This window comes from Sulfuricurvum sp. RIFOXYD12_FULL_44_77 (assembly GCF_001830725.1).
Taxonomy (GTDB): domain Bacteria; phylum Campylobacterota; class Campylobacteria; order Campylobacterales; family Sulfurimonadaceae; genus Sulfuricurvum; species Sulfuricurvum kujiense_A.
Genome location: NZ_MIBU01000306.1, coordinates 2,381 through 17,194 on the forward strand (window position 1 = coordinate 2,381; position 14,814 = coordinate 17,194).

17 protein-coding genes are annotated in these 14,814 nt (G+C 44.2%); 10 read left to right on the forward strand and 7 right to left on the reverse strand.

The features are described 5' to 3' along the window. Positions 1-223: 223 nt before the first annotated feature. The 4 genes from A2517_RS11215 to secA all read right to left on the reverse strand — a co-directional run bounded on the left by A2517_RS11215 (position 224) and on the right by secA (position 4,994). Positions 224-484, reverse strand: a complete 261-nt coding sequence (locus tag A2517_RS11215) for a hypothetical protein (RefSeq protein ID WP_294897060.1) — start codon at positions 482-484, stop codon at positions 224-226. Positions 485-606: 122 nt separating this feature from the next. Beyond that, entirely contained in the window at positions 607-1,146 is a 540-nt protein-coding gene (locus A2517_RS11220; protein ID WP_294897062.1) for a hypothetical protein, read from the reverse strand. A gap of 87 nt (positions 1,147-1,233) precedes the next feature. Then, the gene (locus A2517_RS11225) at positions 1,234-2,430 is read right to left on the reverse strand and encodes an ABC transporter permease (protein WP_294897064.1); all 1,197 of its coding nucleotides are present in this window, start codon (positions 2,428-2,430) and stop codon (positions 1,234-1,236) included. Further along, complete coding sequence (gene secA / locus A2517_RS11230) at positions 2,427-4,994, reverse strand: preprotein translocase subunit SecA (protein WP_294897066.1); 2,568 nt, start codon at positions 4,992-4,994, stop codon at positions 2,427-2,429. The genes A2517_RS11225 and secA overlap by 4 nt, the downstream gene beginning before the upstream one ends. Before the next feature lie 118 nt (positions 4,995-5,112). On the opposite strand from secA, the gene lolA reads away from it, so the two are divergent. Further along, complete coding sequence (gene lolA, locus A2517_RS11235) at positions 5,113-5,628, forward strand: LolA-like outer membrane lipoprotein chaperone (RefSeq protein WP_294897068.1); 516 nt, start codon at positions 5,113-5,115, stop codon at positions 5,626-5,628. Here lolA and A2517_RS11240 read toward each other — a convergent pair. Next, positions 5,625-6,578 (reverse strand): cation diffusion facilitator family transporter, encoded by a 954-nt coding sequence (locus tag A2517_RS11240; RefSeq protein ID WP_294897071.1) that lies wholly within the window; start codon positions 6,576-6,578, stop codon positions 5,625-5,627. The two genes, lolA and A2517_RS11240, sit on opposite strands and share 4 nt — an antisense overlap. Positions 6,579-6,683: 105 nt before the next feature. On the opposite strand from A2517_RS11240, the gene A2517_RS11245 reads away from it, so the two are divergent. From A2517_RS11245 to A2517_RS11260, 4 genes are all read left to right on the forward strand, one after another. Continuing rightward, positions 6,684-7,328, forward strand: coding sequence for an EF-hand domain-containing protein (locus A2517_RS11245; RefSeq protein ID WP_294897073.1), 645 nt, complete (start codon positions 6,684-6,686; stop codon positions 7,326-7,328). A 61-nt stretch (positions 7,329-7,389) separates the two neighbouring features. Then, positions 7,390-8,058, forward strand: coding sequence for a response regulator transcription factor (locus A2517_RS11250; protein ID WP_294897075.1), 669 nt, complete (start codon positions 7,390-7,392; stop codon positions 8,056-8,058). Then, positions 8,051-9,304: an ArsS family sensor histidine kinase gene (locus A2517_RS11255; protein WP_294897092.1), complete on the forward strand. Its 1,254-nt coding sequence runs from the start codon at positions 8,051-8,053 to the stop codon at positions 9,302-9,304. Before A2517_RS11250 ends, A2517_RS11255 begins: the two co-directional genes overlap by 8 nt. Positions 9,305-9,534: 230 nt before the next feature. Further along, complete coding sequence (locus tag A2517_RS11260) at positions 9,535-11,022, forward strand: multicopper oxidase family protein (protein ID WP_294897077.1); 1,488 nt, start codon at positions 9,535-9,537, stop codon at positions 11,020-11,022. Between the two features lie 18 nt (positions 11,023-11,040). On the opposite strand, the gene A2517_RS11265 is transcribed toward A2517_RS11260, so the two are convergent. After that, positions 11,041-12,294, reverse strand: a complete 1,254-nt coding sequence (locus A2517_RS11265; protein ID WP_294897094.1) for an arsenic transporter — start codon at positions 12,292-12,294, stop codon at positions 11,041-11,043. 100 nt (positions 12,295-12,394) lie between these two features. Here A2517_RS11265 and A2517_RS11270 point away from each other — a divergent pair, with 100 nt between their 5' ends. The 5 genes from A2517_RS11270 to A2517_RS11290 are packed head-to-tail and all read left to right on the forward strand — an operon-like array spanning position 12,395 to position 14,574. Further along, positions 12,395-12,718: a metalloregulator ArsR/SmtB family transcription factor gene (locus A2517_RS11270; protein WP_294897080.1), complete on the forward strand. Its 324-nt coding sequence runs from the start codon at positions 12,395-12,397 to the stop codon at positions 12,716-12,718. After that, positions 12,715-13,119, forward strand: coding sequence for an arsenate reductase ArsC (locus tag A2517_RS11275; RefSeq protein ID WP_294897082.1), 405 nt, complete (start codon positions 12,715-12,717; stop codon positions 13,117-13,119). Before A2517_RS11270 ends, A2517_RS11275 begins: the two co-directional genes overlap by 4 nt. A 2-nt stretch (positions 13,120-13,121) precedes the next feature. Further along, a complete protein-coding gene (locus A2517_RS11280) occupies positions 13,122-14,072 on the forward strand; it encodes a permease (RefSeq protein WP_294897084.1) in 951 nt (316 codons plus the stop codon). 8 nt (positions 14,073-14,080) lie between these two features. Further along, entirely contained in the window at positions 14,081-14,341 is a 261-nt protein-coding gene (locus A2517_RS11285) for a hypothetical protein (protein WP_294897086.1), read from the forward strand. Continuing rightward, complete coding sequence (locus tag A2517_RS11290; protein WP_294897088.1) at positions 14,338-14,574, forward strand: thioredoxin family protein; 237 nt, start codon at positions 14,338-14,340, stop codon at positions 14,572-14,574. The genes A2517_RS11285 and A2517_RS11290 overlap by 4 nt, the downstream gene beginning before the upstream one ends. Before the next feature lie 7 nt (positions 14,575-14,581). Here A2517_RS11290 and A2517_RS11295 read toward each other — a convergent pair. Next, a partial coding sequence (locus tag A2517_RS11295; RefSeq protein WP_294897090.1) for an NAD-binding protein occupies positions 14,582-14,814 on the reverse strand: 233 nt, incomplete at its 5' end.

Genomic DNA, 14,814 nt, shown 5'->3' on the forward strand with positions numbered 1-14,814 from the left:
GATTATGATACGCTCGATGGAGCGGTACGATTAAGGTCGAGGGAGTAATTACCCTCGACCTTTTTTTTTGCCCTCCAAAGAACGTATCATAGGGGGTCTTTATGGATAAGATAGTCACTGCAATGCTTCTTATGTGCATTTTTGCGCCGTTGTTGCATTAGCGCAACGCCAAGGGGTTTCACCCCTTGCCCCCCCCATTTAAAAAGCTTCTCTATTCATTCAGTTAAAAGTAAATACCTAACACTTTTGTTTCTACATCGTAGTTTTTACCGTCACTGGCAGTTGTCCGGAAATTCCGGATAACTGAACTTGCCTCAAGTTCACCTTCATTAAAAATATTGGAGATATGTTCACTTATCGTTTTTACACTTTTTCCAAATATTTCTGAAAGTTGTTTTTGACTTAGCCAAATACTTTTGTCCTCAAAGCGTACATCAACTTTTATGTCGCCATTTTCGTTTTGGTAAATCAACATTTCACTCATATTTTCCCATCTTCGTTATTTTACCTTTTCGTCATGCTGAACTTGATTCAGCATCTTAGATTCCGTACTCGATACGGAATGACGGGAGATCTATTCACTCAATCCACTTTTTCCTAATCTGTCTATTTTTTCTCATTCATATTAATATATTCATTTAGTATGTCTTTAGACAAATTTCTAAAATGTTGATTTGCTCGCTGTAAACACTCATCATCAAAAGTATCTCCGTTTATGAAATTTAATACTCCAAGCTTTAATGCATCAAACAAATCATTCACATGCACAAAAACTGTTGTTTTATCGTTCATAATATCAATAACCTGATTCCCCATCGATGCATCTGCATTTCCCCAAGTGTATGCTACAATTTTTGCTTTATTCTGCTTTGATAGATTAGAATTAGGTGTTAATGTATGTAACATTGCGCATCTGGCAGAATACAAATCAATAGATTCTGGTTCAAGCTTTTTTTGGGTATACATAAACTCATCTACCCACTTTACAAAACGTTCTTTAACACCAATATCACCATAAGCAATCCAGGCCAAACTGTCTATTGAGCTATATATCAAAGATAAAGATGGAAAGGGTAAATTATTTTCTAAACATAATTCAATGCCTTTAAAGACTTCGAGATATGTTTTGAAAAAAAATTTAGTCATCTTCCCTCCACCATCTCATCCCATACAGCTCATAAACCATCACTATGTGCCTCACTGTTAAAGTGAGGAGATTATAGCAAAAAAATATTATTCGTTACGAAGAACTGTCAGTACGTCAACTTCAGACGCTTTTTTAGCCGGATACCATGCAGAGAGAAGTACGATGACAAATGCACCGATAATGATAGAGAAGAAATCAATCACGCTCAGATCAAGCGGCAACGTCGAGGTAGGATAGACATCGGCAGGGAGGGATATGATCTCAAAGGTTCCGAGAACCCACATCCCTAAAAATCCTAAAATTGCCCCCGTCGTAATCCCTAAAACACCGATCACGATCCCAAGAACCAAAAAGACCCGCTTCACCTCTTGTTTGGAAGCTCCTAATGATATCAGAAGAGCAATTTCGCTTCGTCGGTTCATCACCGTCATCAAGAGCGATGAGATAATATTGATCGCGGCGATCAGGATGATGAGCATCAAGACGATGAAGAGTGACATCTTCTCCATTTTCAACGCGGCGAAGAAGTTGGCGTTGTCTTCCCACCATCCCCGAATCGATACGGTATCGGGTAAAACTGCCGCAACCCGTGTGATATCGGCCTCAGGATTAGATGAGTGGATATGAATACCGTCGTAAAGGTTTTCAGGTATCCCCAAAATACGCTGCAGCGATTCCAAAGAGGTATAAGAGAACCCTTTATCATAAGCACTGAGACCTGAGTTAAACGTCGAAACGACTTCAAAACGTTTGATCTTCGGAGTGAGGGCTAAACCGCCCGGCTCCATTTGGGTGAATATATAGGTGAGTTTATCCCCATCCTCAACCATAAATTGCTCTTTGAGCGTTTGCCCCACCATTACCTGAAAGGTATCGGGTACTCCCGCTTTTAGCCCTTCGGCTACGATACGGTTCACCTTCGCTTCTTGGGCAAAATCGACACCGAAGAGATAGCCCCCCTCCATCTGATCGCCGCTGCGGGAGAGTACCGCAGAGGTAACATAGGGGCTGAAAGAGAGATCAGGAAACTGGGTTCGGAGATTTTCAAGTAAAGCCGTGTCGCAGGTACCGTAAAATTTGGGCTGAATCGTGAGGGGATAGTTCATAACGGTGAGTTTTTTCTTGAACTCGTTGTCAAAACCGTTCATAAGTGCCATTGCGATGATAAGAACCATCACTCCTAGGGCGATTCCGGAGAATGCAAGGAGTGCGGAGAGGAAGATAAAAGGCTGCTCTTTGTCAAAGCGTAAGAACCGTTTGACAAGGTAGGAGACGATATTCAAGAGGCAAATACCCCTTTTTTAGGTCCTGATTTACCGCAGCAGTTTTTGTATTTAAGTCCGCTTCCGCACGGGCACTCTTCGTTACGGGCAATTTTTTTCTCTTCACCCTCATGCTCTTGGTGATTGAGGCTCATACGAAACGCTTCTTGTTTCTTTTCAAGCTCCATCTGACGGGCAAACGCTTCAGCCTCTTCTTCGACATTATCCACTTTAAAACGGATAATATGAAGGGTTTTGATCGTATCGTATTTAATCGTCTCGACCAACTCGCTAAAGAGGTTGTAACTCTCTTTTTTGTACTCGACCAACGGATCTTTTTGGTTGTAGGCACGAAGACGGATACCCGTTTTCATACTGTCCATTTGGTAGAGGTGTTCACGCCACGCGGTGTCGAGGGTTTTGAGGTAAATCTCCCGCTCTATCTCGCTTCGAAGTTTCTCATCGACCACCGACATTTTTGCATCATATTGAGTTTTTAGCGTAGTGAGTAAAATGTCACGAATCGAATCGAATGATTTCTCACTAAAGAGTGAAACATCGATGTCGGCATTCATCTCCTCTTTAATACTCAACGCAAGACGCTCAAGATCGATCTCCTCTTCGGCAATCCCTTCAAAAATACCGCAGAATCTCAACGTACGGTCAACATAATCATTTCGGATCAGATCAATTTTATCTGCAATCTTATAGGAAGGATCAAGCAACTCTCCACGGAATTTGTAGACAATTTTACGTTGCTCATTGGCGACATCATCGTATTCAACAATACTTTTACGCCCTTCAAAGTGCATATTTTCCACTTTTTTCTGCGCTTTTTCAACGGCGCGGGTGACCATAGAAGATTCAATGTATTCGCCGTCTTCAACACCGAGACGCTCCATAATCGTTTTGATCTTATCGGAGCCGAAAATACGGAGAAGATTATCTTCCAATGAGAGATAAAATTGGCTCGTCCCCGGATCACCCTGACGCCCTGCACGGCCGCGTAGCTGGTTGTCGATACGACGGTTTTCGTGACGTTCGGTTCCGAGGATGTAAAGACCGCCGAGGGCTTTGATCTCATCGCTCACTTTGATATCGACCCCACGCCCTGCCATGTTGGTGGCAATAGTAATAGCCCCCTTCTCACCGGCGTTTTTGATAATCTCACCCTCTTGCGCATGGTTTTTTGCATTCAATACCGTATGTGGGATTTTCTCCGCTTTGATAAGTTCATGAAGTTTTTCCGATTTTTCAATCGATGCGGTACCGATCAAGATCGGCTGACCTTTTGCGTGTAGTTCTTTTACTTTTAGTATAACTGCTTCAAATTTTTCGGCTTCTGTTTTATAAATCAAATCGTTCAAATCTTGACGGATAACGGGAACGTTTGTCGGGATGGAGATAACATCGAGGTTATAAATTTGGGCAAACTCGGTCGCTTCGGTTTGGGCCGTTCCCGTCATGCCGCCGATTTTTCCATACATACGGAAATAGTTTTGATAGGTAATATCGGCGAGAGTTTGGGTCTCTTCTTTGATAATGACCCCCTCTTTCGCTTCCAATGCTTGATGAAGCCCCTCAGAGTAGCGGCGTCCTTCGGAGAGACGTCCCGTAAACTCATCGACGATGACGATTTGCCCCTCTTGAATAACGTAATCGACATCACATTCAAAAATGTAGTTTGCTTTTAACGCCTGATCGAGATGGTGCGAGAGACCTGAGTTTTCAATACTGTAGAGGTTGTCCACTCCGAAAAGCTCTTCGGCACGCCCGATCCCCTCTTCGGTAATAAGGATAAGACGATCTTTTTCATCGACCGTAAAATGCTCCTCTTTTACAAGTGCTTTCGCTACCGCATCGGCACGGGTATAGTTTTCCAACGTACGATTTGTCGGCCCTGAGATAATAAGTGGTGTACGGGCTTCATCGATCAAAATCGAGTCAACCTCATCGACGATAACATACGCATGTCCGCGTTGAACCATATGCTCTTTAGAGTAGGTCATATTGTCGCGGAGATAATCGAATCCGAACTCGTTATTCGTACCGTAGGTGATATCACACCCATACTGCTCACGTTTATTGGCAGGATTGTAGCCACTCTCTACCAAAATTCCGGTGGAGTAGCCTAAAAAGGAGTAAAGCTCAGACATTTGTGACCCGTCACGTCCTGCGAGATAATCATTAACCGTGACGACATGGACCCCATTGGCGCTCATTGCGTTCAACGATACCGCCAATGTCGCAACAAGAGTTTTCCCCTCTCCCGTTTTCATCTCGGCAATACGCCCCTCGTGAAGTACCATCCCCCCGATAAGCTGAACGTCAAAATGACGCATCCCTAAAACACGTTTAGACGCTTCACGGGTAATCGCAAACGAATCGACCAAAACATCATCTAATGTTTTTGTATGGCTCTGTACGGACTCTTTGAGTGCAGTAAATGCTTCTTGGAGCTCGCTGTCGCTTAAGGCTGAAAAATGGGATTCGCGAGCATTGATTTGCGCTACACGTTTGAGATATTTTTTGATTTCGTGATCATTCTTGGTACCGAAAATTTTTCCGAGGAACGTTTGGAGCATTAAAAGCCTTCATTATGAACAGTATTGAAAAAGTCGCTGATTTTAGCATACGAAATCTATGGTTTTGGTTAATGAGCTTAGGGTACAATGTCAACATTACACAATTGAAGGAATTTATGTGCGTTTTTTACCACTTCTTTTTGCCCTGAGCCTCACCCTTGCAGCGTCACCGAAAGAGATCAACTCTTTTAACGGAAAATTTGTTCAAACCATTATCGACGATAACGGAAAAAAGATTGTGTACAGCGGTGAACTTTGGGCTAGCAAGCCTCAAAATGCCCTCTGGGTCTATCAAAAACCGATCCAAAAAAGTGTTTATATCAACGCTCAGAAAATCACCGTGATTGAACCGAGTATCGAGCAAGTCACCCTCCGAACGTTGGATGAAGAGATCGATTTTCTGCAGATTATCCAAAAAGCCAAAAAAGTGGACAATGAAAAATATTCCGCAACGGTAAAAGGGCAAACCTATACGGTCACCTTTAAAAACGATCTCTTAAACTCTATCAGTTATACCGATGGATACGACAACCGCGTTACGATCCTCTTTAACAATCCGACACAAAACAAACCGATTGACTCGGGCAAATTCAAACCCACTATCCCCGCAGAGTACGACATCATTAAAGGTTAATGGTGGCGGCAACGCTCCAAAACCGTTTCTCTTCCGTCTCTGCCTACTTCGCATTGAAACGTTGTATGGGCAATCCCGATATCTTCAAGGGCATGCGTCACATCATGGAGGATGCAGTCCGTTGCGCTCAGTGTTAAATCCTCATAAAAGTTAAGCCGTGCTTCGAGAAATACCGTCTCATCATCCAACTGCCACAGATGAATATGATGAATACTCTCGATCGCATCAAACTCTTTTACTTTTTCAACAATCGCTTCCACACGAATATGCTCAGGTGAAAACTGCATCAGCATCCCCCCTGATTCACGAACAATCCCGTACGATGAGCGGATAAGGTAAAACGAAATCAAAAGCGATAACAGCGGATCGATCCAATACCAACCGTAAAAATAGATCATAGCCCCACCCGCCAATACGGCAAAAGAGGTCATTAAATCCCCCATCAGATGCAAATAGGCCGATCGGATATTAAGGTTATGACCCGCATCGCGGTGAAGAAGCCAAGCCGATAGACCGTTAACCGCGATTCCCATTGCTGCAAGTCCCATTACCCATGTTGATTCTATTGCTTGAGGTGTAATGAACCGTTGGATTGATTCAATTATGAGGTAAATCGAGACAGCAATCAAGACCGAAGCATTGAACAATGCGGCAAGAATTTCGGCACGTTTAAAACCGAACGTTTGAGTGAGGCTTTGGGGACGGTGTGAGAGACGGTGGGCATAGTAACTGATGATGAGGCTCATCACGTCACTAAAATTATGCAACGCATCGCTGAGCAGTGCCAATGAACCGGAAAGTATTCCGCCGATAAACTGCGCTATCGTAATAAAAAGGTTGAGTATCACACTAAAGAGAAGCTTCCCTCCGCTAATGCTACTGTCGTGATGATGATGGTGGTGATGTTCCATAAGTAAACTGCCCAAATTGAAATTGAGAAACTTTATCATAAGTAGCTTGTATTTGCCTAAATGTTACCCAATAGTTACTGTATAAAAATTATCCTTTCAACTGAGTAAGAAATTTTTCTTGCTACACCTGATAAGGAGTCTCCCATGACAGTCGGAACGAATTACAGTTCATACACGTCATACGGTTCTTCGACCTCTTCAACTGAAAAAACGTCTAAACCGAATTTTGAAGAGATCGCGGCAGAGATGCTAAGCAGCATGGATACAGATGGTGACGGTTCTATTAGCTCCACTGAGTTTACTACTGCCGCTTCCAACAACTCAAATGCCGGCGATATCTTTTCTCTGCTCGATACCGACAGCAGCGGCAGTATGAGTACCGAAGAGTTTGTAACGGCACTTAAAAACATGAAGCCGCCTGAACACGCTCAGGGGGAAAGTGAAGGGGGAATGCCACCTCCACCTCCGGGCGGAATGCCCCCTCCACCACCGCCGAGTGAATCATCATCCTCTTCTTCGGAGAGTGAAAGCGCGAATGAGATTTTCTCTGCACTGGATACCAATCAAGACGGAACTATCAGTTCTGAGGAGTTTATGGCACTGTTTGAAGAGAAATCTTCCGAGAGTACAACAGCTTCTACAGAAACGGCCTCAACTGCCTCGACAGAGACAGAAACCGATGACGCATTTAAAACGATGCGCAACGATATGCTTCAAAAAATTCTCTCCTACTATGGCAGTAATGCCTCTTCAAGCAACTCCACCTCCCTCTTAAGCATCAGTGCTTAAGCAAACATGCCCTTCTGGGCGTGTTACTTTTTATTTACTTACTCCCCGATATAATCGATTTATGATACAGGTTTTAATGATCGAAGATGATGTTGAGCTAGCACAGCTATTACAATCACGCCTCTATAAAGATAAGATTGAGGTTACCATCGCCCCCAGTCCGTTGGAGGGGCTCACCCTTTTCCAAACGAAGCAGTTTGATCTTTTGGTACTTGATCTCTCACTCCCTCAGATGGACGGAATGGAGATTTGCCGCCTGATCCGCCAAGAGAGTGCCATCCCTATAATCATCTCCTCCGCACGATCCGATATACGGGATAAAATGATGGGATACTCACGCGGTGCGGATGATTATCTCCCCAAGCCTTACGATCCGCAAGAGCTTATATTTCGGATCGATGCCATTATGCGGCGTCTTCACCCCACACTCCCTAAAAAGTTTACCCCTTTCGAAGTGGATGAGAACAGGCACGAGATTACCCGCCACGGCACACTCTTGCGCCTGACACAAGCCGAATACGATATCGTTTTATATATGATTAAAAAAGATCGCTATGCTATTTCACGTGAAGAGCTCTTGATGAATATCGGCTCGATTAAATTTGAAAGCAGTCTCAAAAGTATCGATGTCATTATGGGACGTATCCGCCAAAAAATCGGTGATGATCCCAAAAATCCCCATTACATTGTCTCGGTACGGGGTGTAGGATACAAATTTGTCAATGAATAATCACTCCATTATACGGCTCATTACCCTCTTTTTTCTCCTCATTTTTGCCTTGATAAACGGGTTGTTTTGGATTGCAGATCAACATTTCTCTAAAGAGCAAGAGGGGGATAGAATGAGACGTTTTGCTTTGGCGGAGCGACTTATCCATCATAAAAGCGGAAGTTTTGATGCGGAACTGCGACAGTTGATGATCACCCCCTCATCTCTCTCACCCGATTTCCTCCGATCTCACGGAAAGAATATGGCGGAATTTCCCTTCGGTAAAATGCTCCGCTATAACGGTAAAGTCTATTTTGTAAAATCACTGCCGCCGAGATTTCCGTTTCCCCCTCCTCCGCCGATGTTCGATCACGTTTTACCCTCTCCGCCGCCTATGGGTAATTTTTCTCCTATCGTCTTAGAAGATCTAAAAAAAGAATCGTCGATCAGTGTGTGGATCGTTATGATCGCTATTGACGTTCTTGTTTTGCTCTTTTTCGCCTTCATACTCAAAAAGCTCACCCCTCTGCACCGTCTCAAAGATGCCATCATCCATTTCAAAGAGGGGGATACCCATCTGGATGTGCCGATAGAGGGGAAAGATGAAATATCCCAAATCACACAGGAGTTCAACCTCGCATTAGAGAAAATCGCCTCGATGAAAGAGGCGCGTTCCCTTTTTCTGCGCAATATCTTGCATGAGCTCAAAACACCGATAATGAAAGGTTCCCTCACTAGCGACTGTCTTGAGCACTCAAAGGATCAGGAGAGACTCAAGAGGATATTTAACCGTATGGATTATCTGCTGGGTGAGTTTTCGAAAATGGAGCGCTTTAGCAGCGGAGAGATCAGTATCAACGCCCGAGAGTACCGCTTTGTCGATATCCTCGATCATACCTGCGACATATTAATGTGTGACAAAAAAAATATTACGATCAAAGGGGAAGATTCCGCCCTCCTTATCAACGTCGATTTTGAACTGTTTGCGATTGCATTGAAAAATCTTCTCGATAACGCTCTTAAATATTCCACTACCAAACCGACGCTGATTATATTGTCCCAAGCTATCGAAATATGCAGTGTCGGAGAGCCCTTAAGTGAAGAAAATCGTCACTTTAGCAAACCGTTTAACCGCACCTATGAAAGTTCTATGACAGGTCTGGGTCTGGGACTCTATATCACCCACTCCATCCTCCAAAAACATGGCTATACTCTCGGATATCACTACGCTTCGGGGCTTAACTGTTTTAGGATAGTTCTAAAATAACGACAGAGAAACAGCAAAAGAACCCATACAAAATAAAAAATCACCGCAGTATGGAATGACCCCAACAATACCGGAAGCGTAGTCACTAGCCCCACTTTCATAGAGGCCTGTCCCTGTCCCAATGAAAATATTATGTATTGCTTAGTTAATATCTGTCACTGATTTTTTTATTTTAACTTATTCATAATTATCACATAATGTAATAATTTGTTAGCGAAGAGGCGTAAAATATGGACAGAAGATATTTTTTGAATTATTCGGCCATTACTGCTGCTTTTATATTCACAGGGTGCGAGACGGATGAACCAGCCTCTACCTCTTCGGTAAGTGCGGTATCTTCTAAAGCAAAGGAAAAGATTTCAGAAAAAATCCTCCCTTTTACCCAAAAGCTGAAAGTCCCGCATGAAATGAATTTTGCTCAGATCAAAAAGGGTGAGTTTACAGCGCAAAAGAGCAACGTCAACATTTTCCCTGATGCCCAAACAGAAATGTTAACCTTTCAAGGAGATCTGCCCAACCCAACGATCCGTATCAAAAAAGGGGATGTTTTTGATTTGGATTTCATAAATAAACTTCCAGAACCGACTATCATCCATTGGCATGGGCTGATCGTCCCTGAAGAGATGGATGGACACCCCAAAGATGCAATATCTACAGGGTACACGAAAAAGTACCACTATAAGGTACAACAGAGTGCGGGTACCTTTTGGTACCATACTCATCCCCATGGAAGAACGGGAAAAGAGATCTATCACGGATTATCAGGATTTTATATCGTTGAGGACAATGAAGAGAAGCAGCTAAATCTTCCAAACGGGGAATTTGAACTGCCGTTGATGATACAGGATAAAAGGTTTGATAAGAAACGCCAACTGCTCTATAAGGATCCTAATGTTCTATCCGATAACAACGGTGTGATGGGAGATGTGATACTTGTCAATGCCACACCGCTTCCCTATCATGAGGTCAAAAGCGGAAAATACCGACTGAGAATACTGAATGCATCCAGTGTCAGAACCTATAAGCTTGCATTCGATACGATCAAAGAGTTTACACTTATTGGAACGGATGCGGGCTTGCTTGAGGATCCTGTGAATGTACAGAGTGTGCTCTTGAGCATAGCAGAACGCGTTGATATCATCGTAGATTTCAAAGACCAAAAAGTCGGAGATAAAGTAACACTCAAAACGCTTGGCTTCAAAGAAGGAACCACTATGGCACTAAGCCCTGACTATCCGTCTTTTGATGCCCAGATGGATATTATGCAGTTTCACGTAACAGAAAAAATCGAAGATACGTACGTACTGCCTGCTAAGCTCATCAAAATCCCTCGCATGAAAGCATCCGATGCGATCAAGACGAGAGCGATCACTATGGAGATCATGAGCGGAGGTATCTGGACGCTGGATAAAAAACCTTATGATATGGGGCGTATTGATCAGCGAGTGAAACTGGGCAGTACGGAGATTTGGGAGATTACCAACAGTGTCCATATGGCACACCCCTTGCATATACACGGTGTGAGATTTCAGGTGCTGGATAGAAATGGAAAGATAGATTTTCCTACGGATAGAGGATGGAAAGACACTGTGCTCGTTATGCCGTTTGAGACGGTTCGCATCATCGTTCATTTCACGATGCCCGGACTCTTTGTCTATCACTGCCATATCCTCGAACACGAAGATAATGCAATGATGGCAAATTTTTTAGTGGAGTGAGATCAAAAAGAGTGCAATTTAAATCAACCCCAACAACGCCACCAGCAACACCGGTGGCGTAATCACCAGCCCTACTTTCATATACTCGCCCCATCCGATTTTGACCCCTTTTTGCGCCAAAACATGGAGCCAAAGAAGGGTCGCAAGTGAACCGATCGGGGTCATTTTAGGCCCAAGGTTGCATCCGATGATGTTGGCATACGCCAATGCGCTGTTCCCCGCTTCGGCAATCGCGATATCCATAATCATAATGGTCGGCATATTGTTCATGACCGAGCTGAGGATGGCGGAGAGAAAGCCTGTTCCGATCACGGCATAGACGTTCCCCATACTCTGAAGCTCCATAATCATCCCTGCGAGATACGTCGTCAATCCGCCGTTTTTCAGACCATAAACCACAACGTAAAGACCGATACTAAACCATACCACCTGCCACGGTGCCGCTTTGATCGTGAGAAGCGGTTTCGTCGCTTTAAAGTAGGTTGCGATGGCTAAAAATACGAGCGCACCGCCGAGGGCGAAGACCGAGATAGGGAGATGATACGCATCCCCGATGAAATACCCAACCATAAGTAATCCCAAGAACCACCAGCTGAGGCGGAACATCGTCATGTTTTTGATCGCCGATTCAGGAGTAGCGAGGTTTTCGACATCGATATGGCTCGGAATGTCTTTGCGGAAAAAGAGCCACAATACGACGATCGAGGCAATGATACTGAGGAGATTCGGGAGGAACATTGTCCGTGCGTATTCCCAAAAACCTATTTGGAAGTATCCTGCCGTCACGATGTTAGTGAGATTAGAGATGACGAGAGGATTGGAAGCACTGTCGCCGATAAATCCTCCCGCCATCAAAAATGCGAACATCGCAACGGGATTGAGCTTGAGATATTTCATCTTGGCCAAAATGATCGGAGTGAGGATCAACGCTGCCCCGTCGTTGGCGAAAAATGCCGCTACCAATGCTCCTAGAATCATCATATAGATAAACATAAGATTTCCGTTACCTTTCGACAAACGAACCATCTTGAGTGCCGAGTATTCGAAGAACCCGATCTCATCGAGTACCATAGAGAGGATGATAATGCCGATAAAGGCAAGTGTCGCATCCCAGACGATGGAGGTGACCGTCCACACATCACCCAGACTTACAACACCGAGGATTACCGCTAAAGCGGCACCCACTACCGCCGTGGTACCGATCTGCAATCCTCGCGGCTGCCAAATAATAAAAACAAGGGTAACTAAAAAGAGCGACACCGCTAAAATCATAGTCTTCTCCAAAAACAGATGGGGAAATTGTATCATAATATCAATATATCTTGATATATTATTTTTATTTCGTTACACTTTCACAAATCGGAGGGAATGCATGGATATCTTTTTAGAAACCGTATCGGCACTTAACGATGAAACCCGTATCAAACTCCTCGCTTTTTTAGATAAACACGGTCCGCTGTGTGTCTGTGATCTCCAAGAGAGTTTTGGGATGATTCAATCGCGTCTTTCACGCCATTTGAAAATCCTCAAAGAGGGGGGCTTTTTACGGGTTGATCGGTGCGGTACGTGGGCTTATTATTCTTTGCGTTCTCCGCTGGATCGTTTCCGAAACGAAGCGCTGGCTGAAATCCGTTGTTTGGAAATTGAACTTCCACCATTACAAAAATTATCAGAAACTGGAGAGTGTAAATTATGAAAAATGTCCTTATCCTCTGTACCGGCAACAGCTGCCGATCCATTATGGGTGAAGCCCTTATCAATGCGAAAATGGGAGATTGCGTATTTGCGCAAAGCTCAGGTGTGAAAGCCAGCGGTAAAGTAAACCCGAATGCACAAGCCCTTCTCGAAGAGAAAGGATACTGGAGAGAGGAATACCACTCCAAAGTGATCGATACCGTCATCGACACTCCATTTGATCTCGTCGTCACCGTCTGCGATCATGCCCATGAAACCTGCCCGATGTTCCCAAAAGCGGTCAAAACGATCCATGTCGCCTTTGAAGATCCGAGCGGTAAAGCGGTGGAAGAGTACGCTAAAACCCTCGATCTGATCGAAGCGACTTTACTACCGATCATCAAATCCGAGCTGTGTGACTAACGATGTGGCAGGAGAGCGTCAACATCCTCGTCTATGAATGGCTTCAACTGCCGCATGGGGAGAAGCTCTCCGATGCCCTCAACTTTTTTATCTACGATACGGTCAAAATCCTCTTTTTACTCATTGTTATTATTTTTATCGTAACTTTGCTGCGTTCTTATTTCTCCACCGAAAAAGTACGAGTGTATCTCAGTAAAAAGCACGAGTATACGGGGAATGTCCTTGCGGCATTGTTCGGGATTATTACCCCCTTTTGTTCGTGCTCGGCAATTCCCCTCTTTTTGGGCTTTTTGCAAGCACGGATACCGCTCGGGGTGACGTTTAGCTTTCTCATCTCCGCTCCGCTCAACAACGAAATTGCCATTGCGATGCTCTTTGGCATATTTGGCTGGAAAGTGACGGCGCTGTATATCGGGTTTGGTTTACTGGTGGCGATTATCGGGGGTATCGTGATTGGCAAAATGGGACTGGAAAAAGAAATTCTCATCGAAGTAAAACCGATAGAGGGGGAGATCAAAGCGGAAGAACAAAAAATTGCCTTTGATACACGTTTGAGAGAGGCGTGGGAGTATACTTTCGATATTCTCCATAAAATCTGGCTCTATGTTTTAATCGGTGTCGGTGCGGGTGCCTTTATCCACGGCTATGTCCCGACTGTGTTTATCACCTCTATCGCCGGAGCGGACAATCCGTTTGCCGTCCCGGTCGCTACATTGCTGGGGATACCGATGTATTCCAATGCGGCAGGTGTGATGCCTCTCATCGAAGTTCTCACCTCCAAAGGGATGCTGTTGGGGACGGCATTATCGTTTATGATGGCGATCACCGCCCTCTCCCTCCCTGAAGCAATGATCCTCAAGCGGGTGATGAGTCTCAAACTCATCGCCATCTTTTTCGGTACCGTGACGCTGGGGATTATGGGCGTCGGGTATCTGTTTAATGCCATTTTATAGGAGATAATATGAAAATAGAAATGATGAACCATACAGGTGGAGTCAAAGCCTTTCTCGGCGGGTTTAGTACCGAAGAGCTAAGTGCGAAAATCGAAGCGTGCCAAAGTGGTCAATGTGAGTGTGCATGTGATCCCGCGATCATGCAAAAAATCGAGGGGATTGAACTCTCTACGGTCGAAGGCGGTTCTACCATTACGATTACGGGTGATGTCAATGCTGAAACCTTGGCACCGATGATGCACGAATGCTTAATAGGAGAAAAACAATGAAAATTGAAATTTTAGGGACAGGGTGTTCCAAATGCAAAGCGCTCGAAGAGGCAACGAAACAAGCAGTAGCCCAAAGCGGCAAGTTTGCTCAAATAGAAAAAGTCGAAGACATTATGAAGATCATGGAATACAATGTCATAAGCACCCCCGGACTCGTTATCGACGGTAAAGTCGTGAGTACCGGAAAACTCCTCAGTGTCGCCGAAATCGTCGATCTAATCAAAGCACACTAAAGGAACATTACTCAATAATAAGCTGAGATACCTGCAGGCTCATCACCTGATTTTCGATGATGATATTCGTAATACCGAGCTCGGCAATAATATTTTTCTCATGTTGCGTGTGTACTTTTACAATAATTTTAGAGTTATCGACAAACTGCTCTATGGTCTGGCATACGTGATAGAGTTTCGCGGGATTATCAATGGCGATGATAACGTATTTTGCAAACGTGATATTGGCTTTTTTTAACA

Coding starts and splice junctions, on each gene's coding strand:
- A2517_RS11285 (WP_294897086.1), top strand. CDS start 14,081: ATGAAAATAGAAATGATGAACCATACAGGTGGAGTCAAAGCCTTTCTC.
- A2517_RS11255 (WP_294897092.1), top strand. CDS start 8,051: ATGAATAATCACTCCATTATACGGCTCATTACCCTCTTTTTTCTCCTC.
- A2517_RS11275 (WP_294897082.1), top strand. CDS start 12,715: ATGAAAAATGTCCTTATCCTCTGTACCGGCAACAGCTGCCGATCCATT.
- A2517_RS11215 (WP_294897060.1), bottom strand. CDS start 484: ATGAGTGAAATGTTGATTTACCAAAACGAAAATGGCGACATAAAAGTT.
- A2517_RS11280 (WP_294897084.1), top strand. CDS start 13,122: ATGTGGCAGGAGAGCGTCAACATCCTCGTCTATGAATGGCTTCAACTG.
- A2517_RS11270 (WP_294897080.1), top strand. CDS start 12,395: ATGGATATCTTTTTAGAAACCGTATCGGCACTTAACGATGAAACCCGT.
- A2517_RS11220 (WP_294897062.1), bottom strand. CDS start 1,146: ATGACTAAATTTTTTTTCAAAACATATCTCGAAGTCTTTAAAGGCATT.
- A2517_RS11265 (WP_294897094.1), bottom strand. CDS start 12,294: ATGATTTTAGCGGTGTCGCTCTTTTTAGTTACCCTTGTTTTTATTATT.
- A2517_RS11260 (WP_294897077.1), top strand. CDS start 9,535: ATGGACAGAAGATATTTTTTGAATTATTCGGCCATTACTGCTGCTTTT.
- A2517_RS11290 (WP_294897088.1), top strand. CDS start 14,338: ATGAAAATTGAAATTTTAGGGACAGGGTGTTCCAAATGCAAAGCGCTC.
- A2517_RS11245 (WP_294897073.1), top strand. CDS start 6,684: ATGACAGTCGGAACGAATTACAGTTCATACACGTCATACGGTTCTTCG.
- A2517_RS11250 (WP_294897075.1), top strand. CDS start 7,390: ATGATACAGGTTTTAATGATCGAAGATGATGTTGAGCTAGCACAGCTA.
- A2517_RS11240 (WP_294897071.1), bottom strand. CDS start 6,578: ATGATAAAGTTTCTCAATTTCAATTTGGGCAGTTTACTTATGGAACAT.
- secA (WP_294897066.1), bottom strand. CDS start 4,994: ATGCTCCAAACGTTCCTCGGAAAAATTTTCGGTACCAAGAATGATCAC.